This is a genomic window from Aquella oligotrophica, from assembly GCF_002892535.1.
GTDB classification, from domain to species: Bacteria; Pseudomonadota; Gammaproteobacteria; order Burkholderiales; family UBA11063; genus Aquella; species Aquella oligotrophica.
On the sequence record NZ_CP024847.1, the window covers coordinates 1425952 to 1449437 of the forward strand.

Below are 23486 nucleotides of genomic sequence, written 5' to 3' on the forward strand. Positions count from 1 at the left end.
AATCTTATTTTGTTGATAAATATATAGTTTTGCTGGAACACACCTACTTTAGATACGGCTATAGAGAATAAGATTTATCATTCGCTCAAAGAGATCATCAAAGTCTATCGGGCAGCGTAACGGCAAATTCTGTTGCTGGGGAATATTTTTTAACATATTCATCAATACGCAAATCACAAAATCAATTTTTTCCGTAGGTTCATTGCGTGACGAATAGTAAATGCCAAGAATTTTATAGAAAAAGTCCCTGACATTATTTACCATATTAGTAAAATACTGATGTGAAAAATTCTGATCGGGAGATGTTGTTTCACGGACAAAGATTTTTAGGCGACTTTGTCCATTTCTTGAAAGAAACATTTGGTGAAACGCCCAGATGATTTCACGTAGTCTTATTTCCATTTGAGTTGAATCTAATAAGACAAAAGCGTCAGCATTAAGTTCATTTAATAATTGTTCAACCTCATCTACCAGAAATACAACTACAGCTTTATAAAGCTCTGCTTTGCCACCAAAATGATAGGATATGGCTGAAAGGTTAACGCCAGAGTCATTTACGATATCACGAACCGATACAGTGTCATAACCATATTCGCCAAAGAGTTTTATTCCTGTATCAATCAGTTTATTGTATGTGCTATCCATAATTTATTGTGTACTGCCTGTAAAATTTTCTAGTTATTATAACACACATATCTGGAAAGACAGGTTTACCACCATTTTGGTGCCTCAATACTTTTAAAGACATTTCTTAATCCTTCTTTCCATTGTTTCCGGATACGATTAAGTGTTTCATCATCTTCTTCTATAGTGTAACTGAGAACTGAGGGTATGTTTTCTCCTGTTTTTGTATCTGGCAAGTAGCTGATCTTTATCGGGAGTCCAACAGATAGATTGGAACGCATTGTTGCATCAAAGGAAACAATAGCACACTTGATGGCATCTTCAACCGATGTGTTATGGTGTATGGTTCGATCAAGCATTGGCTTGCCGTACTTTAATTCTCCAATCTGAAAAAATGGTGTTTCAGGTGTTGCTTCGATAAAGTTACCAGCAGGATAGATCATAAATAATTTTTGTACTTCACCTTTTATTTGTCCACCTACGAGTAAAGAGCAACTAAAGTCAGTACCACTATCTCTCCTTGTATGACGTTCAATAATTTTTCGGGTTAAATTTCCAATTGTTTTGGCTACGTCAAACATTGATTCCAGTGTATATAAGTTTCCTTCCTGCTTATTTTCAATATCTTGTTTTAAAGTGGAGATTATTTCTTGTGTTGTTGCCAGATTACCTGAATTCAATACCACAATTTCCATTACTCCTGGCAGTGAAAATATATGGGTTTTGCAAAATAAAGAAATATTATCAATTCCGGCATTAGTTCGGCTATCCGAAGCAAATACCAGACCAGATTCAAGTTTCATTGCTAAACAATAAGTCATTATTAATTTTTCCTCTATTGATTATTACTTACTAATGACGATACAGTAATTTGCTCGCTCCCGCCGCCAATTCTGCAACCCCGAATTGGACCAGCATCAAGATAATCAAGCCCATAAGCCATTTCAATATGATGTTCACCAGCTCGGCATTGGTTACTTATATCAAAGCTATACCAAGCATTATTGAGCCAGACCTCAGCCCATGCATGGCTTGCTGTGTGGCTTTCATCAGTTGTATATAGGTATCCGCTTACATAGCGGGCTGGGAATTTCATTAGCCTACAGCAAGCAATAAAAATATGTGTGTGATCCTGACAAACGCCTCCACCAAGGATGAATGCTTCACTGGCTGTATTTGCAGAGTGTGTAACACCTCTAGTATATGGAACAATCTCCAGTATTTGTGCTGATAAGTAGTCAAGCATTGATACTTTTGTACCTAGATCGGTAGTATTACAATATTGGTACCTTAATTTAATCTGATTGCTAAGCTCTATCATTCCTGAGTGTAAATTTGATAGTTCTGTATGATTAAGGTAGTATTCAAGTGGTAAAGTTCCTTTTTCCGGATTGGGCTTGTCTTTATCAACCTCAACTTTTCCTGAAGCGATTATTTCAATTAGATTGATTTGGCGGTTAATGTTTAAAAGGTGGCTTTTATTATTAAACCAGTCAACAAATGGAATAAGGGCACCTGGGGTTTCCAGATGCCATTCAATGATACTTTGGCGGTGGTGATTGAAGGGAGTCAGCCTCAATAATTGAATACTTTCGCGTAAAGGTTCACTATAGCTATAATTGGTCGTGTGCTTAATCGTCAAAATCATACCGTGACAAAATATCCTTCCTGGATGGCAATAGCCAGTTTTAATACGTCATTCTGTAGTTGTTTGATATATTCTGCAGGTGTTGCCGTTTCAATGTCTTCCAGCTGGTCATAACGAAGTTTTGTAAGCAGCTGGGAACTGACACGCATAACATTCCTGCGTTTATCACCCCCAATTATATCAGCTATGGTGTGAATTCTTTCGTTGCAGTAACGTAAACTTCTTGGAATGCTGCGATTAAATAACAAAAATTTAAATACTCTTTGTTGAGAAGGTACTTCCATGAATGTTTCCTGATATGCCTCAAATGAGCTTACCGCTTTTAATAACATATTCCAGGTATAATATTCAGAGTAGTTACCAATATCTTGTAATTTTGTTTGCGCTTCCAGTACTCGTAAGGTTTGATCCGAACGTTCAAGATAGGTACCCAGTTTCAGGAAGCGGTAACTTAGTGTTTCTGGCATGGTAACATCGATAGTTCCCTGTATTAGGAATAGTGATTGTTGTAACCATTCTTTGACTGCTTTTAATGGAAGATGCTGGGTTTTCTGGAATTCAAGCCAAGTTTGATTAATTGCTTCCCATAATTCAGTACTTAGACGGCTACGTTCTGATCTGGCATTTTCGCGTGCAGCTTCAAGACAGAATCTAACTGATGAGTTAGTATTCCCATTAAGTAGAAAATTACTAACTTTACCTATATTTAGGTCATTCTGATCATTAGGGTGTTGTGCTCTAAAATCAGCATCTGCGGTCTGTATTTGTAACGGTAAAGAATAAAGCTGATTAATATCACCTTCAAATGGTAGTCCCGGCTGAAAGCATGCGTCTAATAAACGGATGGTAGATTCAGCTCGTTCAAGGTAACGTGTTAACCAGAATAAATTTGATGCGGTACGGCTTAACATCAGAAAACCTCCTTAGCTTGATTAATATCATTTAGTATCCATGTATCTTTAGTTCCTCCACCCTGAGAGCTATTTACAACCAAAGAGCCTTCAGTTAGCGCGACTCGGGTTAAGCCTCCTGGCGTGATTCTGGTTTTTGAACCGGATAGTACAAATGGTCGCAAATCTATGTGGCGTGGTTTTAGGTCTTCATCAAGCCAGATCCCACATGTAGAAAGACTTAATGTTGGCTGGGAAATATAGCCATCAGGTTTTGTCTTGAGAATTTTTGCAAACTCTTCTCGCTCAGCTTTAGTGCTTGCAGGTCCAACTAGCATTCCATAGCCCCCGGCACCATGAACTTCTTTAACTACCAGTTTATCCAAATTATCAAGGGTATAAGCTAGGTCTTCAGGATTACTCAAAATTCTGGTTGGTACATTTTGTAAAATCGGCTCCTGATCAAGATAAAATTTAATCATTTGCGGTACATATGGGTAAATTGATTTATCATCTGCGACTCCAGTACCTAGAGCATTTGCAATCGCAACCCCTCCTGAACGATATACTTCAATTAATCCAGGAACGCCCAATTGTGAGTTTGGATTGAGTGCCAATGGATCAAGGAAAGCATCATCAACACGACGGTATAAGATATCAACTTGCTTGGGACCATAAATTGTTCGCATCCAGACTCGATTGTCTCTTACAAATAAATCTCGTCCTTCAACCAATTCACAGCCCATCTCTTTGGCTAAAAATGCATGTTCATAATAAGCGCTATTATATGGTCCAGGTGTTAGCACTGCGATAGTCGGATTTTCACTAAATGCACATTCTTTTAATGTAGTTTGTAACAATAGTGGATAATGATCCACAGGTGCTACATTATAGTTTTTAAAGAGTTCGGGAAATAGGCGCTGACTCATTCTGCGATTTTGTAGCATGTAAGAAACGCCGCTTGGAACTCTTAGATTATCTTCTAGAACGTAATAGTTACCATCACTATGACGTATTAAATCTACTCCACAAATATGAGAATAAACTTTATGCGGTAAATCATGGTTTACCATGCATGCCTGAAACTGGGCGTTATTATAGATTTTTTCGGCTGGAATTACATTTTCTTTAAGAATTCTACCTTCATGATAGACATCGTCAAGAAACATATTAAGCGCTTGCACCCGTTGTTCAAGTCCTTTTTCTAGAAAAGCCCATTCTTTAGTATCAATAATTCTTGGAACCGGATCTGATGGAATTAATCGTTCCGTACCTTGTTCTTCACCATATACAGCAAAAGTTATCCCAATTCTACGGAATAACAAATCAGCTTCAGCCATTTTTCCATTCAGGTAGCCTGATGGGTGGCTATTAAGCCAGTCTAGGTAGGGAACATAGTGAGCTCGTGCATCACCACTACTATTAAAAATCTCATCAAACATGATCTAATCCCCAAAAAAAGATGTTAATTATTTACTGATGTTTTTAAGTGCTGCAATTACAATCAAATTATAGTCCGGGTCAGCTGGAATACCTTTTATATCTTGCATTGCTTTGGTGTATCGCTTCAAGATGGTATCTTGACTACACTGTTTCAGATTGGTAATATTGCTTGAAATTTGTGGGTACAGCTTAGCATCAATTGCGGCTATCTGACTGCGAAGTGTAGTTAAGTCTGGGGTAATTGCCGGGTCAGGGGCATCGGCTGGCACAGTTTTCCAATGCTCAATTAATTGAGTTTGGATTTGTTTTGAAATATCCATCTGAATTTGGATGAAAACCATTAATTTATCTGCATTTAACTGATACCTATCTGCTATATTTAGGCTATTTTGTAGTACACTGAGCTCTTGTTTTGCGTCATACACCCCAGATTTTTTAACATATTTGTATGCTGCAACACCCATCATTAATGAGTTACGCTGTGCCATAAGGCTAAACATGGAATCAAGGGATTTGGTGTTACATTGTGCTGCATAGGAATTTGCGCTAAAGGCTAGTAGAGTAATAGCTATAAACTTAGTGGTTTTTTTGTAACATTTTGATAACATTTAATTATCCTGAAAATTGTAGTTCTGGTTGAAAATAAAAACTTATTTTTTTTAATCTGTGAACATCAATTATAAGCTATAGTCGGTATTGTGTTTATATAAATTTGATAATTATTTGACAAAAAACAAACGTTTGTTTTAAAATCTAGTTTATTAACGTTGTTAGTTTAAAAGTTGATTTAGTATGAGTATGTGGACAGAACGCCGAACTATTGTTGCCTATGCATTAAGTCTGCTGGCATTGGCTGAGATTATTGATCTTACTATCGTTTCCGTTGCTATTCCTGATCTGATGGGGGCACTTGAAGCTAATATTAATGACATCTCGCTAACAATGACAAGTTATATTGTAGCTGCTGCAATATGTATCCCTCTAACTGGTTTGATGACAACTAAGTATGGCACAAGAAATGTTGCTTTAATGTCAATTTTAATCTTTGGTATTTCGTCAGTATTGTGTGGAACTGCTACAAGCCTGCACCAGATGATAATTTATCGGCTTATACAAGGAATTGGTGGTGCATTTTTACCTGCACTTGCTCAGGCTTATGTTGTTGAGAATTATACTGAGCAGGAACAGCCTAAAATAATGTCGGTAATTACAATCTGTATTGTTCTTGGTCCTATCATTGGCCCAGTTATGGGCGGTTATATTGTTCAGAATATGAATTGGCGTTGGATATTTTATGTAAATGTACCAATTTGTATTGCTGGATTTGCACTTATCAGTATTTTTATGGATAAAGTGGTTACAAAAGATATCAAGATTGATTATATTAGTTTTGCGTTTATGGCAATTGGTATTGGTTGCCTTGAATATTTTGTTGATGAAGGTAATACCAATAACTGGTTTGAGTCCTTTGAAATGATCTGTTTTCTTGCTTTGGCAATTATATTTATTGGTTTTTTTATCTGGCGTGGTTTACTAGGTTCCTGTGTAGTAAATTTCAGGGTATTTACAAATTTTAATTTTGTGTTTTCATGTTTTGTTATGTTTGCGTTTTTCTCGCTTTTATCTGGCGGGCTAACTTATTTTTCGGCAATGTTACAAAATGTTTATGGGATGCCTGTTGATACAGCAGGTTATTTACAGGCTCCGCGTGGAGTCGCTGCTATCATTGGTGCTCCGATATATATGGGGCTTAGTAAAAAAATTGATGCTAGAATTCTGATGATTTTTGCCATGATTTTGACAGGGGCATCTTCGCTTGCCATGAGTTTTATGAGTCCATTACCCAGTTATGCTTTGATTTTGACATTGGTAATACTTCAGGGGTTTGGTATGATTGGTGTTTTTGTACTTCTGATGTCTATTGCTTATATAGGTGTTCCTGATGCAGAAAGTGGTGATTGTTCTGGAGTATTCAATTTTGCTCGTAATTTTTCGAGTTCAATCGGCGCTGCTGTTGCAGCAACTATGATCGCACGCAATCAGCAAGTTGTTTGGAATGATCTTTCATCTAAGGTATCAGAATATGCTACTGGGTTTCGCTACTGGTCGCAAAGTCTGATTGGCTTATCTAGTTCTGACACAAAAATTCAGGTTAGTGCACTTCTTGTTCGTCAGGCAGCCGTATTACAATCATATTTAGATATGTTTTATCTGACAGGGATTATACTAATCGCGCTATGCTGGATGCCCTTATTTTTGAAGCGCCCGGACCCGAATGCTAAACCACATATGGGGCACTAAATTAAATTTGAAGAGTTTTATAACTATAAATGCAAACTTATATATGAGGACAAGTAAATGAAAAAAGCTTTAATTGGCGGCGGAATTATTGTTGTTACCTTTGCTGCTATCTATGGTTATTATCGGTATACGATAAATTATCCCAGTACGGATAATGCTTATGTTAATGCAAACCTTATTAATATCTCGCCAAAAGTTGGTGGTTTTGTTCGTAATGTTTATGTGAAAAATAATCAGGTGGTTCATAAAGGAGATCTTTTGGTCGATATTGATCCACAAGATTACTCCCTACAGGTAGATAAATCTAACCAAAATCTGATACTGGTGCAGCAGCAGGCAGATACAGTGAAGCAGCAAATAGCCAACGCTGAGGCTACTTTGACATCGGCTAAGTCAGATTATAAATTTGCTTCAGATATGGCAACGCGCTATACTGCGCTATACAAAGAAAATGCTGGATCCTTACAGGATATGCAAAAGTATGTAAATCAGGCAACTCAAGCTAAACAGGCTATGGATCAGGCAAAAGTCGCTTTGGCGCAAGCTAACTCCCAGTATGCTGCAGCTAAAACACAAATTGATGTAGCTAAGGTTGAATTAGCTAATGCACAGAATAATAGCGGTTATACTCAGGTAAGGGCTAGTGCTGATGGCTACGTAACTAATCTTAATCTGATTCCAGGACAATTAGTACAGCCAGGTCAGATGTTGTTTGGGCTGGTTGATGATAGTAGCTGGTGGGTAGATGTTAATTACAAAGAAACTCAGCTAGCAAGAATCAAGCCTGGACAGAAAGCTATGATTAAGCTTGATATGTATGATCACGAATATACTGGAGTTGTAGATAGTATTAGTCGGGCAAGCGGTAATACTTTTTCTTTATTACCTGCTCAAAACGCCACTGGCAACTGGGTAAAGGTTACCCAACGTTTTACTGTAAGGGTCAAACTTGCTGATGATTCTAAATATCCATTGCGAGTTGGTGCAAGTAGTGAAGTGACAGTTGATACTGTTAGTAAATAGCGAGAATTAATATGAAACTTAAACAGATAGCTCTAATCAGTAGCTCGATTATTCTCTCGTCATGTGCACTTTTAGGACCAGATTATCATGAGCCACAGTTAAATGCACCGCAAGCATGGAGTGCTAGAGATGGGAATACAGCTCAGTCAATTGAAAGTATGCCAGATATGGCTTGGTGGCAAAAATTTAATGATTCTCAGCTAAATAGGTTAATTGAAAGTGCTTTAGTTCATAATAATAATCTTCAGGTAGCAATGGGTAATTTACTCCAAGCACAGGCTTCGTTGAAAAAAGCCCAGATGGGATGGGTGCCAACGCTAAGCATAGGTGGAACTGGATTTGCGGGTCAGTATTTTAACCCCGGCTTTCAAAATAACAGTAGTTATCCACTTTTGAATTCTGTAAGTCAGAATAATCCTCAGAATTTTGATGGCTATGCTTTTGGAGCTATGCCAAGTTATACCTTGAATGTATTTAGTCTTATCAAGCAGGGGGAGATTGCTAAATTAAATGTTGCTTTGCAGAAACAGTCAGTGAATGCGATGCGCCTTGCTGTAATAAGTCAGGTGGCAAATAGTTATTTTACACTTCTGGGTTTGCATAAACAGCTTGAATTACAGCAGCAAATGCTTGCAGATGCAAGAGACCTGCGTAAGTATAACCAGATTCAGTATCGTAAAGGTAGCATTGGTCAGTTAAATCTTGAAGGTCTTGATCAATTTATTTCAAGTCTTGAAGCTAAAATACCTGAAATAGAAGATAGTATTACCCAAACAGAAAATGCCCTTCAGGTTTTAACCAATAATAATCCTGGTAAAATCCAGATGGGAAATACCTTTGATAATATAAATACTGATGGGATAATCCCGGTTAATTTACCTTCCGAGGTATTAAAATCACGTCCTGATATTGCAGTTGCTGAATATCAGTTGCAAGTTAATAATGCTAATATAGGTGCTGTTACTTCCCAGTTTTTTCCAACAATTTCTTTGACCGGAAATGTGGGGCAAATGACAATGCAATTGAGTAATCTATTTAATGCTGGCGGCGACTTCTGGTTTGGTGCTCTTGGTGCGGCAATGCCAGTATTTAATCTTGGATTATATGCTGATGTAGATAAGGCTAAAGGTGGCTATTATGCAGCATACTATAATTATATCCAAACAGTGAGAAATGCATTTTCTCAGGTTGATAATGGTTTATCTAAACACGATAGCCTTACCAAACAGTATAAAATTCAAGAGGCTGGTTATCAGAAAGCCCAAAATATGTATGCAATAGGACAGAAACAGTATAAAAATGGCGCAATTAGTCTAGCAAATACAGTTGGTTTCAAACTTAATATTGATTATACTAAAGCTGGGTTAAATCAGTTAAAAATCCAGCAGCTAAATAGTATTGTTAATTTGTATCAGGTTCTTGGTGGTGGCTATAACTATGAAAGCAGTTTGACTACCATCAAGAAGTTCAATGACGATCACGATATTAACTAGTAGGTGATTCTGTATAAACTAATTTTGCGTATAGGCGATTGGGATGAATCGCCTGCCTTAATTCTTCACTACAGGGTATTGGTGTATTATCTATGTAATCAGCTAGTATCTCACCGCAAATTGGTGCGGTAAGTATCCCCTTGGCTCCGTGTCCGACATTTATAAAAAGATTGGGTAGGTAGGGGCATGGGGTAGTAATCCTTGCTTTCCTGTCTATTGCGAGCCTAGCATATACTTCTTTGAAAGTTTCAAAATTTGCAACTGGTCCCAGAAGTGGTAAATAGTCATGTGGGCTAGTTCTGAAATTAACTTGTCCATTTAATTCATCAATTTTTATCTGGCTAATCAGCTTAGGAAGAAGTGTGCGAAATTTGTTGATATTTTCATGATGCTCCGACTCCCTAATTTCAAGGGATTCATCTTCAAAAATGAAGCTTGCTCCAATCGTATATTTCCCATCTATTGCGGGGGTAAGGTAACCATCACCACATACCACACTAGTAACCGAATGTTTTTCGTTAACTAAACTTATTTGTCCGCGAATTTTTCTTAGTGGCAAATGTCTGGTCTGTTTAAAATTATTAACTGCATGTGCATTTGCAAGTATCAGAATAGGGCTACTATCTATCTGATTGATATCATTGTATATGTGCCATTTGTTCTCAATAAAATCGATAGAGCTAATTGCGGAGTTTAATTTTAGTGTAATTAATGGATGGTCTAATAGTGATTTAACCAATCTAGCTGGTTTTAGCCACATCCCAGAGCGAAAATATATTCCGTCTAAATTAGAACAAAAACTTTGACCAATTAGTGCCTCAATTTCCTTTGCATCTACTGCATTAATAAAGTCATCCGGTAATGAAGCTTTGAGTAATTGTTGCTGACGTTTTACTTGTTCTTCATTATATCCTAGCTGGATAAGACCGCATTCTGCATAATCTTTATTTGCCTGCAAGACCTTTTTGATTAATGCATGACTATAGCGATAACCAGCATAACTTAATTCCATCATCGGCGAAGGAAATGCTGACCAACTGCCATAGAGCATACCCTGATGATTACCACTGGCTTCCATTGCTGCTTCTGCATTTTTTTCATATACCGTTACTTGGTAACCTCGTTTAGCGAGGCTATAGGCTGTAGCTGCTCCACTAATCCCGGCACCAATAATAATTGCATGCTTTGTAGTGGTTTGCGTAACTGGTCTACTTAACCACGTTTTTAGTCTTTTGGATGAAGGTTGATCTAATTTTGGAGGCGTGCCTGAATCTAAATATTTTCCATAAATCATTTCGCGTTTGAAGGCAAATCCTTTGGTTTTATTGACGGAAAAATCTGCTGCGATAAGAGCCTTTCTCACTAGTGAGCTAGATGTGAAAGTTGCATAAGTTGTTGTTTGGGTACTTAGTCGCGATAACTGGTGAAAAATTTCTTCGTTCCACATATCAGCGTTTTTTGCTGGGCTAAATCCATCAAGAAACCAAGCATCAACTTTGCTATTTATTTTGGGCAGTGCATCTTTTATATCATCAATAATTAGGGTTAATTCGACATTATGGGCAAAGCTAATCCGGTGCATCGCTGGTAATGGCAGGTAGTATTGATTTATTAAATCCATAGAGATAGATTTAAGTTCAGGGAAATATGATAAGATTATCGCCAGATCTTTTGGCTTTAGCGGGTATTTTTCGATACTTATATAATGAAGCTTGGCATTATTTATAGCCTTTTCTTGCCAGAGCTGTAGTGTTGCGAGAAAATTAAGCCCGCTACCAAACCCAGTCTCTCCTATTGTAAAAGCCTCATTTTCGCTTAATTTGGCAAAACGCTCTTCTAGGTAGTTATGTTTATGGAAAACATATCTAGTTTCTTCGAACCCAGATGCCTTCGAAAAATATACATCACCAAATTTTTGGGAAATAGGGATATCATTTTTCCAACTTATTTCTGCATAATATGTCATGAGCCTGATGATCCTGCCTCTGTTATTGCTAGGTTGGCTAACTCGTCCGCTCGTTCATTATTTATATCGCCATTATGTCCACGAACCCAATGCCAGCTTATAGTGTGTGCTTTAGTTTGTTTGAGCAATTCTTGCCATAGGTCTGGGTTTTTTACATCTTTCCAGTTTTTGCGTAGCCAGCCGTGTATCCACTCCGTTATACCACGTTTTACATACTGAGAGTCTGTATAAATCTCTATTTCACAGCTTCGATTTAAAGCTTTTAGTGCTTCGATTACCGCAGTTAATTCCATCCTGTTATTTGTTGTATCACTAGCATAACCATACAGTTCTTTCTTATGTTCGCCATAAAAAAGTATTGCCCCCCAGCCACCTATTCCTGGGTTTCCTTTACATGCGCCGTCAGTATAAATGATTAATTTTTGTTGCATATTTTTGCAGTGCCTAGATTAGCCGTTTCAGGGATTTTGAAGGCTTCGCGGTCCATTCGCTTGATTAGCGTTGGTGTAATTACTTCTTTGCTAGCAATAATTGTAAAACTATTTGCTAGAGTAGGAAACCAGCGATCGCCGACTTTATTCATCCAGCGATATTTGTGAATTTTTCTAGCCTCTTTAAATGGAGGGGTATAACTGAAGAATTTACCACCTTCAAGATGAAAGTTTAGCGTTTGTAATTGATCTTTTAATTGACCAAGTTTTATTAATCTAGCCTTTTTTAATATGTCTATTTTTGATTTGAAAAGTCCAAACCAGCTATAGCGATTAAATGCGGTAATAATTAATTTTCCCTGTGGGGAAAGTATTCTATGAAACTCCTGTAGGACATGATGATAGTTATTGGTAAATTCAAGAACATGTGGGCAGACAATGAGATCAATACTATTCGTTGCAAGAGGGATAAATCTTAAGTCAGCTTTTATATCTATGTTGATTGTATAATGATTTGGAATTTTATTTCCCTGTAGAAGATTAATTTCTCCTAAGCCTATTTGTAGTGAGTTCAAGCCAAAGATACCTGGGACATTATTATGCAAAAAAAATCGTTCCTTACGTAGTATCTCTCTACCCATTGGAGTATGCAAAAGCCAATGCTGTAATTGATGGCAGTCGTAATTTAGAGCTGACCCCATTTGGTTGGAAAAGTGCTTTTGTTTCTTTTGCGATTGAGGCATTGCTGGGTTACCAATTAAGTTTAATTATCAAGAGGGATATTATATCATTTCTGCTATTGAATAAAACTGAAGCTGTTGTAAACTTTGGTTTGAACAAATATCATACAATTAGTTATCATAAACAGACTTCCTAATTAGCATCAATTGCTAGCTACCAATTTTAGTATCTTTCTTTGGTGTATTCTCAATTATAATAGCTAGCTAGAGTATTTGTGAGTATTTACAATGCAGTCTACTGACATAGATAATGATTATGCTGATTATTTGCAGAATCACATAATTGCCAACTTTAAAAAAATTATTGATAAAGATATATATTCCTTAATCATTAATCAACGCCATCAAATTGAAATATGTACTAATAAATCGGCGCAATCAGTTGGGTTAAACACTTGGGAAGATTTACGTGGTTTTTCATTTTTGAATTTTAGCGATAAGGAAGCTATTAGCAAAATTTTCAAAAAAGCTTATTTTTCAGTACTTCAAAATGACATTGAGCAATATGCGCGTAAGCTTATTACTTTGCAGAAAATAGTATTTGAAAGTTGTAGGGTGGTTCAATTTATTGATATGCTTCCCTATAATGAACAGTTCATTAATTATATAACTACCTATACTCCATTGTTACATCCAGATGGGACTGTTGTTGCGATACAATCTTATTCAATTCAAAGCTATGTGTTAAGATTCCAGGGACATATTAGTGATCCAAATGGTGGCAATCAGACAGACATAAAAGGGAAATTTACAAACCGTGAGCTGGAAATATTATTTCTATTAAGTAACGGTGCAACACAGGATCAAATTGCACAGATTCTAAATATTTCACGAGGAACAATAGCAGCGGTAGTTTCCAATCAACTGTGCCCAAAATTTAATATTGCTGGTGCTAATACCAAGCTATTGATGGAAGCAGCAATCAATGCTGGAATGTATAAAAATATACCACAGTCATTGTGGCGTCCATCTTTGATTATTCTGAATCATGATTTATCTGAGATGATTGTCGAATCGGAATTATAGAAATTTTTAACTGTCGATATTTGGGTTTTTGAATAAAGCAAAGTAATTTTACTTGAGGGTAAGTTACAATTTTGGATTATTTAGTTTAATAAAATATATGATTTTGGATAAACGTTATTTTAGCAATAGTGATACGGTTTTTCTAGCGCAGGATATTTTGGGGAAGATGCTAGTTAGGACACTAAAGAATGGGCTAATTAGTAGGCATAGAATTACTGAAACCGAAGCTTATCATGGTGAAGATGATAAAGCCTGCCATGCAAGATTTGGTAAAACAGAGCGCAATCAGATTATGTATCAGGAAGGTGGGATTTGGTATGTATATCTTTGTTATGGGATTCATTGGCTTCTTAATATTGTGACAGGTGAAAAAGATTTTCCTTCAGCAATATTGATTCGTGGAGTAACTAATATAAGCGGGCCGGGCAGGGTTACCAAGCAATTACAAATTGATAAAACATTGAATGGAGCTATTGCTGATTATCGCTCAGGCTTATGGATTGAGGATGATGGTTTTCTTCATGATAAGGGTAGTATTATCGCTACACCGCGTGTTGGCGTTGATTATGCAGGTGAATGTGCGTTAAAACCGTGGCGATTTATATTTACAGATAAAATTAGGGACAAATAGATGGCAAAGACAAAATTTATCTTTGAATGTAGTGAGTGTGGTGAAAAACATAGCAAATGGCAGGGTAAATGTAATGGTTGTGGTGCTTGGAATAGTCTTGTTGAGACAATCGATGAGCCAGTAAAAGCAACAGCGAATAGTAATCGCTTTAATGCATTAAACCAGTCGTCAATAGTAGTTAATTTGGATCAGATAAGTGCAGAAGATGTTGAACGCAAGGCAACCAATATTGATGAGCTTGATCGGGTTCTTGGTGGTGGTTTGGCACGTGGCTCAGTAATTTTATTGGGTGGTGATCCGGGAATTGGAAAATCGACTCTATTATTGCAGACTTTGGCATTTATTGCTAAAGATAATAAAGTACTCTATATAACTGGTGAGGAATCAGTCCAGCAGGTGGCGTTACGTGCCAAGCGGCTTGAGATTCCAAGTTATCCTAATTTACGCTTAATGTCAGAAATAAGACTTGAATCAATTACACCGCAAATCGATCTTGAAAAACCTGATGTGGTTGTTATTGACTCCATTCAGACTGTATATTCTGATATGCTGCAATCAGCGCCGGGCTCGGTTGCTCAGGTACGTGAGTGTTCCAGTATTTTGACAAGATTAGCAAAAAGTCGTCAAATAATTGTAATTTTGGTTGGGCATGTAACGAAAGATGGCGCGATTGCCGGACCTCGGGTATTGGAGCATATTGTTGATACTGTACTTTATTTTGAAGGTGAACAGCATTCAAATTTTCGGATGTTGCGTAGTGTCAAAAACCGTTTTGGAGCGGTAAACGAGCTTGGTATTTTTGCCATGACCGATAAGGGCTTACGGGAAGTAAATAATCCTTCTGCATTATTTCTTTCTTCCTATCGCCATGATATACCCGGGAGCTGTATTTTAATTAGTGAAGAAGGAACTCGCCCCTTACTGGTTGAAGTACAAGCTTTGGTTGATCAATCACATATGATGCCAGCTAAGCGCTTGGCAGTAGGGATGGATGGTTATCGTCTTTCGATGTTAATTGCTATTATGCAGCGTCACCTAGGAATCCAGCTGTATGATCAGGATATTTTTCTAAATATTGTTGGTGGGTTAAAAATCACCGAACCCGCGCTTGATTTGGCGGTTATACTTTCGATTATATCTTCATTCAAAAATAAGCCACTAGCAGAAAAGATTGCTGTTTGTGGTGAAGTTGGTTTATCGGGAGAGATTCGTACGGTACAAAAAGGACAGGATCGAATTAAAGAAGCGGTAAAACTCGGATTTGTAAGAATTATTGTGCCTAAAGCAAATCAACCAAAGGAAACATACAAAGGGGTAGAGATAATTCCGGTAGATAATTTGGTACAGGTGGTTAATTATTGCTTTCATTAAATGGGTATAATTTATGCAATGGTCGATTAAACGTTTGGCTTGGGTTAAAGAAGTCTGGTCATTAGTAAAGCCTTACTGGCAAAGCTCTGAAAAAAAGAGGGGTTTATTCTGGTTGTTTCTAATTCTTGCAAACAGCATTATTTCGGTATATATCGCAGTTTGGCTCAATGAATGGAACGGACAATTTTATAATACAATTCAGAATTATGACAAGGTTGGGTTTCTGCATGCCTTAGTAAAAGGTTCATTTATCATGAGCCTCTATGTTTTTGTCATGATTATTGGCTATTACTTTAGTTCAATACTTGAAATTAACTGGCGCAAATGGTTGACTAATCATTATTTACAGCAATGGTTTCAAAGTAAAGCCTATTATCATGGGCGTTTTTTTGCAGAGTCACAGGATAATCCAGATCAACGAATTAGTGAAGACATTCACCAATTTATCCAGCTAACTTTGCGTTTATTTATCGATTTTTTTCACTCTTGCCTTACCTTAGGCTCTTTTGTGGTTATACTCTGGAAATTTTCCGGGAGTTTCAAATTTACCTTATTTAATCATCAGTTTTACGTTCCGGGATATATGGTCTGGATGTCAATTTTATATGCCATTATTGGTACCTATATTACTTTCAAAATTGGTAATCCACTGATTAAAATCAACTATCAACAGCAAAAATATGAAGCTGATTTCCGTTATAATCTAGTACGAGTTCGTGAATATGCCGAACAGGTGGCTTCATATAGTGGTGAAGAAGTTGAACATAAGGTTGTTACTCGCGATTTTGACAATATTGTTGATAATTTTATGGCAAGTGTTAGGCGTAACTTAAAAATAAACCTGTTTAGTTATGGCTATGGGCAGTTATCAACTATTATGCCAACTATTATTTCTGCTGGGCGTTATTTTAGTAAGCAGATTACTCTTGGCGATATGATGCAGATTAATTCGGCTTTTATGCGGGTTGAGTATTCAATTGCATATTTTATTTATATCTATTCTGATATTGCTAATTTACGTTCAATAATGAATCGGCTGCATGGTTTTAATAAAATGATAGCTGAAATTAATGCTACCCAGATGGTCGAAATTAATCATAATCAAGACTATTACCTGAAAATAGATGATTTACAGATTGAGACACCGGATAAACGTGTCCTTATTGAGCATTTTTCCATGCAAGCGGATAGTGGTGATAGGGTATTGATTCAGGGGAATCCGGGAATTGGGAAATCAACCTTATTAAGAACTCTTAATCGTTTATGGCCATATACCAGTGGTAATATTTATTATAAACCCGGATTAAAGAGCCTTTTTATCAGTCAGAAACCATATTTGCCTAAAGTAAATCTTAAAGAAGCAATATGCTACCCAAAGGCACATAATTTGCCAAGTGATAATGAAGTCAGTGAGATTTTAATTGAATGTAAGCTTGCAAGTCTGGTTCCACAACTCTATCTGATTCATGATTGGGGAAATCATTTATCACTTGGTGAACAGCAAAAGCTTATTTTTGCCAGAATAATAATTAATCGCCCAGACATAGTCTATCTTGATGAAGTAACCTCTTCTTTAGATGAAAGAAGCGAGGCAGAACTTTATTTGCTTTTAAATAAGGCATTGCCTAATTCCTTAATAATAAGCATTGGACATAAAAGTAGCCTTACACAATTTCATAATCAGGTAATTAATCTATAGGGGCACAAGGAGCAAATAAGGTAAAATAATGCCATTAAATGTAATATTTTTATAGGAATTATTGTCTTATGCGTGAAATTATGTTAGTATTCTTTGGTGCCGGAATTGGCGGTGTACTCAGGTTTGTCTTGGGAAGTTTGGTATATAGCGTTACTGGGCGTAATTTCCCTTATGGTACATTAGTAATTAATCTTAGTGGTTCATTTATTATGGGGTTTTTATTTGTACTGATAACTCAGCGCTATACTAACCTTGCACCTTATTTGATTGCCTTTATGTTAGTTGGAATACTTGGTGGTTATACTACTTTTTCATCTTTTTCAATAGAGACATTAAGACTTTTTCAAGATGGTAAAATAGCTTATGCATTTACTAATGTTTTAGTTAGCACTATTGGTGGAATATTATTGGCATGGGCTGGTTATATCAGTGCCCAGAAGTTAATTTGAATTACTTTACAATACAAATTTTAAGGAATTATCATGAAAAAAATAATCGTAACCGGAAATGTTGGTCGTGATCCAGAGTCAAGATATGATGCTAGTGGTGCAATGTTTGTAACTTTCTCACTCGCGGTTAATACTGGCTCAAAAGCAAATCAAAAAACTGACTGGCTTGAAATTAGCTGTAATGGAAAAACCGCCGAATTAGTACAAACTTATGTTCGGAAAGGTAAGAAGTTACTGATTGAAGGTACTCCTGCTGCCAGTGCTTATATTAATAAAGAAGGTAATGCTGTGGCTACGCTTAGGGTTTATGCTAATAATGTAGAATTTCTATCTAATGAACGTGGTGATGATACTGGCATGGATAATAATTATGACTCTGCGCCATCTGAGCCAGCAGGATTTAATGCGCCGGGCGTACAAGAAAAATCACCGGGTTTTAATGCACCAGGTCCATCATTAAAATCAGATGATATTCCATTTTAATCTTTTTCTTAATGATGAAATCCCGCAAAACTGCGGGTTTTTTATTGCGAAGTAGACAAGGTTAGGTAGCCAAACCTTGAAATAGACGATAAGTTAAATTTATGCTTTTAGAAAGTTAATTGGTAGATGAGTTTGAGTTTAGATACGATATTGATGATTTTAAGTTTATTAGTGATTTGCTCCTTTTTTTATAATTATTTGCTTGAGAAATTTCAGATTCCTTCGGTTATATTATTGATTGTAACAGGGATTTTACTTAAATTTATTGCTGAAATCACAGGTGTTTATCATTCTCCAAATGCTAATGCTCTAGCATTATTTGGGACTCTTGGGCTTATAACAATTGTTCTAGAGGCTGTTCTTGATCTTAAAATTGCTGGACATAATTATCAGAAAGTATTAGTTGCGCTAATAAGTGCAACGTTATCAATTTTACTAATTAGTATAGTAGTTGGGGTATTTATTCATTATATCTATCCAATCAGTTATCGAAGTGCCATGATTTATGCCACTCCAATTGCTATTATTAGTAGTGCAATAGTTATTCCCAGTATCAGCGGGCTTTCACCTGAATTAAAGGAATTTCTGGTTTTTGAATCAATTTTTTCTGATATCGTTGGAATTTTGGTATTTAATTTCTTTACCAATGTTGAACCGGGTAATTGGCTAAGTTTTGGAGAATTTTCGCTGTCATTTGCTGGAATTCTAATTCTATCAGCAATTATCTCAATACCGTTAGCGTTGATATTAAATCACAGTAAGCGTGATCATCAACATGTTTTTATCCTTGCAATTTTGATATTTATCTATGGATTAGCCAAGCATTTCCATATGTCAGCACTGATTCTTATTTTGGTTTTTGGCTTGATGCTAAATAATATGCCACTTATATTTAGTAAAACTAAATATCGCTATCTTTTCAGAAAAAGAGATATGCAAAATGAACTTGCAGATATGCAAAATCTTACTGGTGAATTTGCTTTCATAATCCGGACGTTTTTCTTTATTTTATTTGGGTTTTCTATCAATCTCGAGATGCTATTTAGTTTAAAAGCACTTTCAATTGTCGCGGGGATGCTGGTAATTGTTTATGCTATCCGATACATAAGTTTTTTTATTTTTAGAGTTAAAAATATCAAATTTGCTACTTTTATCGCACCTCGTGGGTTAATTACCGTATTGTTATTTTTCCAAATTCCTGATAGCTTAAAATATTCTGGCTTTGATGGTGGGGTGATTTTTCTGATGGTTATATTTACCAGTATTGCTATGAGTGCCAGTCTAATTGCAGGTAGAAATAAATAACTGGAGTTTTTCTGCAAGAGAATCTTTAAATGATAGATAGTTGTTGCCGTAAAAAATTAAGAAACATTGAAACCACATCTTTCCTGTGTTTCGAGGCGATATAATATGCATAAATTTTAAATTCATGAGATACATGATCAGGCAAAATGATGCATAACTCCCCATTTAATAGTTCTTTTTGAATATATAGGGTAGGTATTAATGCAAAACCAAGATTTGCTTTGACTGCCTTAATTATGTTACCAAAATTGTTATGTGAGAGATTACTTTGTATTTTTATTGAATCACCATTTGTAAATCTCCAGATAGATGGGTCTTTTGCGTGTTGGTGGCTGATACAATTGTATTTTCCTAAGTCTATAAGTGTTTCTGGTATCTTGTTTCTAGCTAGAAACTCAGGAGTCGCAACTATTTGAGCATTCATGGCAATTAGTTCTTCACGAATAATCAATTTGCTAGTTGGTATATATAGGTTGGTAATGTAGAGATCCAGACTTTCTTTTGAAAGGTTTAAAAACTCATTTCTTACCGAATAATTTATGCAAATGGTAGGATACTTTTGTAAAAATTTATGTACCGTATCTGTAATTGTAAAATCAGCTATTGCTGAAGAAGCTGCCATATAAATTGATCCACTACCTATATTTGCTTCTCCGTCTAAAGATTTTAATAGATTATACCAGCGAGTAATTAGTTCTTTACTTTCTTCCAGAAAAAGCTTGCCTTTTTCAGTAAGAACTAGTTCTCGGGTTGTCCTTTCTAGCAATTTAAAATTAACCTCCTGTTCTAACCACTGAATTCTTTTGCTAACTGTGGACTGTTGGACTTTTAGGTATTCCGCTGCTTTAGCAAAATTTCCTTCCTGAACTAGAATGTGAAAGCTTTTAATACAGGTATAATAGTCCATGCTAGTCATCCTTATTAATTATGTAAAGTTTATAGATTATGGAAAATATAGGTTTATCAATAATATATATTGTTGTAAACTTTTATGAAGGCTTCACGGTAAATCCGAGACTTATATTATCATAAACCTATATTTAAGAAATAATCTTTTATTTTAGTTATGCTTAATTAACTAATTCCATCATTGGCATAAATATAGTATATACATCACCTGTTTTCTCCGGATACTCAGTATAAATTGTTTCATAGTCAATTTTTACTTTTATGGTTGAATCGCCATTAGTAGTCGTCAGATAAAATCCATTATTATATTTAGTTGCTATCTGGTTAGAGTATAGGCTAAAAATACCCGTATTGAAATGCATATATGTTGACCCTCCCCAGGTAACTTGGGATATCCATTTCATTTCTGCAGGGCTGTTTTTTTTGAAATAGCTAAATACTGTATTGTTATATTTATCTTTAACTGTTAACATATCATCTTTGGTTGAGGGCGGAACTGAAATGTCAGGCCTATTTATCATGCTATTGCCGCTCTCAATATGATAGCTATCCTGTCCGTTTCTATTTACAAGGTACGGTAATGGTATATACATGTAGTTAATTCGCCCTTTTTGATAATATAGATCAAAATCATTCAAATAAAAGAATACTTTGTTTTTTAAAAAATAATCTGTCAAAAAGTCTCTAGCACCTTCTGCCTTACTATATCTTATTATATAATTTGGTTTACCTGTGAACAATGAATTTCCTTTTGATTGTTCATATCCTTTTGCCGGAATACCGATATTGGTTACAAGATCAAAATTAACATAATTATTTGTTAAACATTGAAGTCTTCCTGACATGTTTCTTACATCTGCAATTGCCATTAGTCCTCCAGAACCATCCGCATTAGTTGTCAAACATTTTAGTTTAGAACGATCAAGTGTAGTATCAATATATTTTACCTTGCTTAGGTTATTTTCACCATAATATAATGGACATTTTGCTTTCAAGACATTTAGCCCATCACTATAGTTAATATTGCAATTGCCATCTAACTCTAATGTTTGTAGCACATTTTCTGGGACGTACTGTTTTTCCGGTAAAATTTGCTGCTTGTATGCCTGTTGTATATTATTTAAGAGATTCATATAATAATTTTTTAACTGCATTTGATGAATAGCATAGTCTCCCTTGGTAAGATCAATACTCCCTTTTATCTGGGCTATAATTTCCATTCGGTTAAAGTTTGCTGCTGCTATCGGGTCTTCCCTAACAATTCCATCACGGACAAGTAAGGCTAAATTATCCAGATACATTGAATATTGTAATGTATTAATGGACTTTTGTAAATCCATTAGTAAAGCCTGATTGTATAGTTTTCGAGGTGAAATCGTATCAACTCCATCGACTGGACTTGGGTTTCCGTCTTTAAAGAAAATCTTTTTATATGATAGAGCAACTGTATCAATATTATTTTTAGCTGTAATCCGATCAATGCTATCTGCTCGTTCAATAACAGATGATCTATCCCAAATTCCAATATCAGAGTCCCGGTTTTTTATTATCCAGCTAAATAGATCAGAATCATAATTTATACCACGCTTTTTATAGTGGTTTATGTAGTCACTAATTGGTAGATATTCATATCTCTTGGTTTCATCGTTTAATATAACTAAATGTCCATTAGCCAGATTGTAGTCTTGATAAATTCTACTATAGGCTTTATTAAAATCATTAAGTACCTGATAGCTTAAAATATTGCCTGTAACTTCATTTATCATTTGTAGATAATCTGGAGATTTTGTATAGAAAGTACCAAGATTTTTATCAAATAGCTGCGCCTTATCATAGGCTTCTTTGGAACCTGACAGGGACGGGGTTATAATACTATCGAGTGCCTGAAAAATTGCTCCTGATCGGGTTTGTAATTTGGCATCAGAAGCACCAGGGAAAAATTGATTAGCTATATTGATGCCATTAGTTACAACAGTAGGAATCGGGCTTTGTTTAAACCATTGATACGCGGCATATAGTTGGGCATCATTTTTATTCTGTGCATAGTTTGTTATGGTTTCACTTATTGTCTTTAATACCTTATTGATACTGCTATCATCTTTTATAAAGTCATTTTCTAGCTTGCACTCTCCCGCTTCGCAATTCTGATATTCAGTAGCTATCTGATTGATTGCCGCTAGGGTTGTAAGTCCTTTAGTTTTTGTTAGATAAATAAAATAGGCATAAACTATTTCATTTACAGTGAGATTTGGTTTATAGTTAATGACAGCCCTAAATAAATTAGCCTCAACATTGGCAATAGTAAACGGATTTTGTAGTTTATTCATCATTATTTGCGACAGGTAATTTCCTGTTGAGATGTCATCAATATTTAATTCCATATAAGTATTACCAGGTACGGTTGTAAAAGATACCGCACCAATAAAGGAGTTTTCTTTGTCAAGAATGCTCAGGCTGTAGGTTTGATTTGAGGTTACTGGTATACTAATAAGACAATTAGCTGTATCCTTACAAGTAAATTGTCCTGAGTTTACAATTGTGCCATTTAAGTCTTCAAGAGTATAATTATAGGAGTTAGTTGGAGTGAGATAAATTGAATTATATAGATTTAAGGATATATTAGTTTCATTACCGAATAATGATTTATTAAGGGCTTTTTGAAGTGGTGTCGTTGGATTAGTAAATCCGCTATTAGTATGCTCTTGTGGGGTAGTTCCACTATTACAACCAGCAAGATAAATGCTGGCTAGTAGTAAGCTAACAGTTTTTTTCATTGAATTATTCCATTTAAATTATATTGTTATGTTTTGCCTATATTTTTGATCTATTCAAACATAATAGGTTCTTGTAGACCGAATTATACGAAAATGGAATTCCAAAATCTCTCACATTTTGGAATAAGAGTAATTCCTAATCGGAATAGAAGTTATGTATTGACAGGGTAATGTGGCTATGCATTTATCAGACCTGCCATACCAAAACTTTTAATAAAAGCAGCAATAACTTCATTATAATTTATCGAATCCAGATTATCTAAATTGGCAACCCCATAAT

The 23486-nt window shown here is 35.7% G+C and carries 21 protein-coding genes; 10 read left to right on the forward strand and 11 right to left on the reverse strand.

What is annotated here, in order from left to right:
* Positions 1–48: 48 nt before the first annotated feature.
* The 6 genes from CUN60_RS06510 to CUN60_RS06535 all read right to left on the reverse strand — a co-directional run bounded on the left by CUN60_RS06510 (position 49) and on the right by CUN60_RS06535 (position 5213).
* On the reverse strand, positions 49–645 hold the full coding sequence (locus CUN60_RS06510) for a TetR/AcrR family transcriptional regulator (RefSeq protein WP_102951258.1): 597 nt from the start codon (positions 643–645) through the stop codon (positions 49–51).
* A gap of 65 nt (positions 646–710) precedes the next feature.
* Positions 711–1445, reverse strand: coding sequence for a proteasome-type protease (locus CUN60_RS06515; RefSeq protein ID WP_102951259.1), 735 nt, complete (start codon positions 1443–1445; stop codon positions 711–713).
* 14 nt (positions 1446–1459) lie between these two features.
* The gene (locus tag CUN60_RS06520; protein ID WP_102951260.1) at positions 1460–2272 is read right to left on the reverse strand and encodes a transglutaminase family protein; all 813 of its coding nucleotides are present in this window, start codon (positions 2270–2272) and stop codon (positions 1460–1462) included.
* Positions 2269–3183 (reverse strand): alpha-E domain-containing protein, encoded by a 915-nt coding sequence (locus CUN60_RS06525; protein ID WP_102951261.1) that lies wholly within the window; start codon positions 3181–3183, stop codon positions 2269–2271. Before CUN60_RS06525 ends, CUN60_RS06520 begins: the two co-directional genes overlap by 4 nt.
* The gene (locus tag CUN60_RS06530) at positions 3183–4604 is read right to left on the reverse strand and encodes a circularly permuted type 2 ATP-grasp protein (protein ID WP_102951262.1); all 1422 of its coding nucleotides are present in this window, start codon (positions 4602–4604) and stop codon (positions 3183–3185) included. Before CUN60_RS06530 ends, CUN60_RS06525 begins: the two co-directional genes overlap by 1 nt.
* Before the next feature lie 27 nt (positions 4605–4631).
* Positions 4632–5213, reverse strand: a complete 582-nt coding sequence (locus CUN60_RS06535; RefSeq protein ID WP_102951263.1) for a chorismate mutase — start codon at positions 5211–5213, stop codon at positions 4632–4634.
* A gap of 184 nt (positions 5214–5397) precedes the next feature.
* On the opposite strand from CUN60_RS06535, the gene CUN60_RS06540 reads away from it, so the two are divergent.
* The 3 genes from CUN60_RS06540 to CUN60_RS06550 are packed head-to-tail and all read left to right on the forward strand — an operon-like array spanning position 5398 to position 9422.
* Positions 5398–6906 carry an MDR family MFS transporter gene (locus CUN60_RS06540; RefSeq protein ID WP_102951264.1) on the forward strand — a complete coding sequence of 503 codons (1509 nt, stop codon included), beginning with the start codon at positions 5398–5400 and terminating at the stop codon, positions 6904–6906.
* Positions 6907–6963: 57 nt separating this feature from the next.
* Positions 6964–7929, forward strand: a complete 966-nt coding sequence (locus CUN60_RS06545) for an HlyD family secretion protein (protein ID WP_102951265.1) — start codon at positions 6964–6966, stop codon at positions 7927–7929.
* 11 nt (positions 7930–7940) lie between these two features.
* Complete coding sequence (locus CUN60_RS06550; RefSeq protein WP_102951266.1) at positions 7941–9422, forward strand: efflux transporter outer membrane subunit; 1482 nt, start codon at positions 7941–7943, stop codon at positions 9420–9422.
* Here CUN60_RS06550 and mnmC read toward each other — a convergent pair.
* Genes mnmC through CUN60_RS06565 form a run of 3 tightly spaced genes read right to left on the reverse strand, consistent with a single transcriptional unit; the run spans position 9415 to position 12424 of the window.
* Entirely contained in the window at positions 9415–11388 is a 1974-nt protein-coding gene (gene mnmC / locus CUN60_RS06555; protein ID WP_102951267.1) for a bifunctional tRNA (5-methylaminomethyl-2-thiouridine)(34)-methyltransferase MnmC2/FAD-dependent 5-carboxymethylaminomethyl-2-thiouridine(34) oxidoreductase MnmC1, read from the reverse strand. The genes CUN60_RS06550 and mnmC overlap by 8 nt on opposite strands.
* A complete protein-coding gene (gene rnhA / locus CUN60_RS06560; RefSeq protein WP_102951268.1) occupies positions 11385–11819 on the reverse strand; it encodes a ribonuclease HI in 435 nt (144 codons plus the stop codon). The genes mnmC and rnhA overlap by 4 nt, the downstream gene beginning before the upstream one ends.
* Complete coding sequence (locus CUN60_RS06565) at positions 11804–12424, reverse strand: class I SAM-dependent methyltransferase (RefSeq protein ID WP_158649319.1); 621 nt, start codon at positions 12422–12424, stop codon at positions 11804–11806. Before CUN60_RS06565 ends, rnhA begins: the two co-directional genes overlap by 16 nt.
* Before the next feature lie 363 nt (positions 12425–12787).
* On the opposite strand from CUN60_RS06565, the gene CUN60_RS06570 reads away from it, so the two are divergent.
* From CUN60_RS06570 to CUN60_RS06600, 7 genes are all read left to right on the forward strand, one after another.
* Positions 12788–13585: a helix-turn-helix transcriptional regulator gene (locus tag CUN60_RS06570; protein ID WP_102951270.1), complete on the forward strand. Its 798-nt coding sequence runs from the start codon at positions 12788–12790 to the stop codon at positions 13583–13585.
* A gap of 97 nt (positions 13586–13682) precedes the next feature.
* Positions 13683–14216, forward strand: a complete 534-nt coding sequence (locus tag CUN60_RS06575) for a DNA-3-methyladenine glycosylase (RefSeq protein WP_102951271.1) — start codon at positions 13683–13685, stop codon at positions 14214–14216.
* Positions 14217–15587, forward strand: coding sequence for a DNA repair protein RadA (gene radA / locus CUN60_RS06580; protein ID WP_102951272.1), 1371 nt, complete (start codon positions 14217–14219; stop codon positions 15585–15587). It begins immediately after the preceding gene.
* Positions 15588–15600: 13 nt separating this feature from the next.
* Positions 15601–17286: an ABC transporter ATP-binding protein/permease gene (locus CUN60_RS06585; protein ID WP_102951273.1), complete on the forward strand. Its 1686-nt coding sequence runs from the start codon at positions 15601–15603 to the stop codon at positions 17284–17286.
* 68 nt (positions 17287–17354) lie between these two features.
* Complete coding sequence (gene crcB, locus CUN60_RS06590; RefSeq protein WP_102951274.1) at positions 17355–17735, forward strand: fluoride efflux transporter CrcB; 381 nt, start codon at positions 17355–17357, stop codon at positions 17733–17735.
* A 33-nt stretch (positions 17736–17768) separates the two neighbouring features.
* Entirely contained in the window at positions 17769–18218 is a 450-nt protein-coding gene (locus CUN60_RS06595; RefSeq protein WP_102951275.1) for a single-stranded DNA-binding protein, read from the forward strand.
* A gap of 126 nt (positions 18219–18344) precedes the next feature.
* A complete protein-coding gene (locus CUN60_RS06600; RefSeq protein WP_102951276.1) occupies positions 18345–19523 on the forward strand; it encodes a cation:proton antiporter domain-containing protein in 1179 nt (392 codons plus the stop codon).
* A 25-nt stretch (positions 19524–19548) separates the two neighbouring features.
* Here the strand turns inward: CUN60_RS06600 and CUN60_RS06605 are convergent, their stop codons facing one another.
* Entirely contained in the window at positions 19549–20430 is an 882-nt protein-coding gene (locus CUN60_RS06605) for a LysR family transcriptional regulator (RefSeq protein ID WP_158649320.1), read from the reverse strand.
* Positions 20431–20593: 163 nt separating this feature from the next.
* Complete coding sequence (locus CUN60_RS06610) at positions 20594–23206, reverse strand: hypothetical protein (protein ID WP_102951278.1); 2613 nt, start codon at positions 23204–23206, stop codon at positions 20594–20596.
* Positions 23207–23486: the final 280 nt, after the last annotated feature.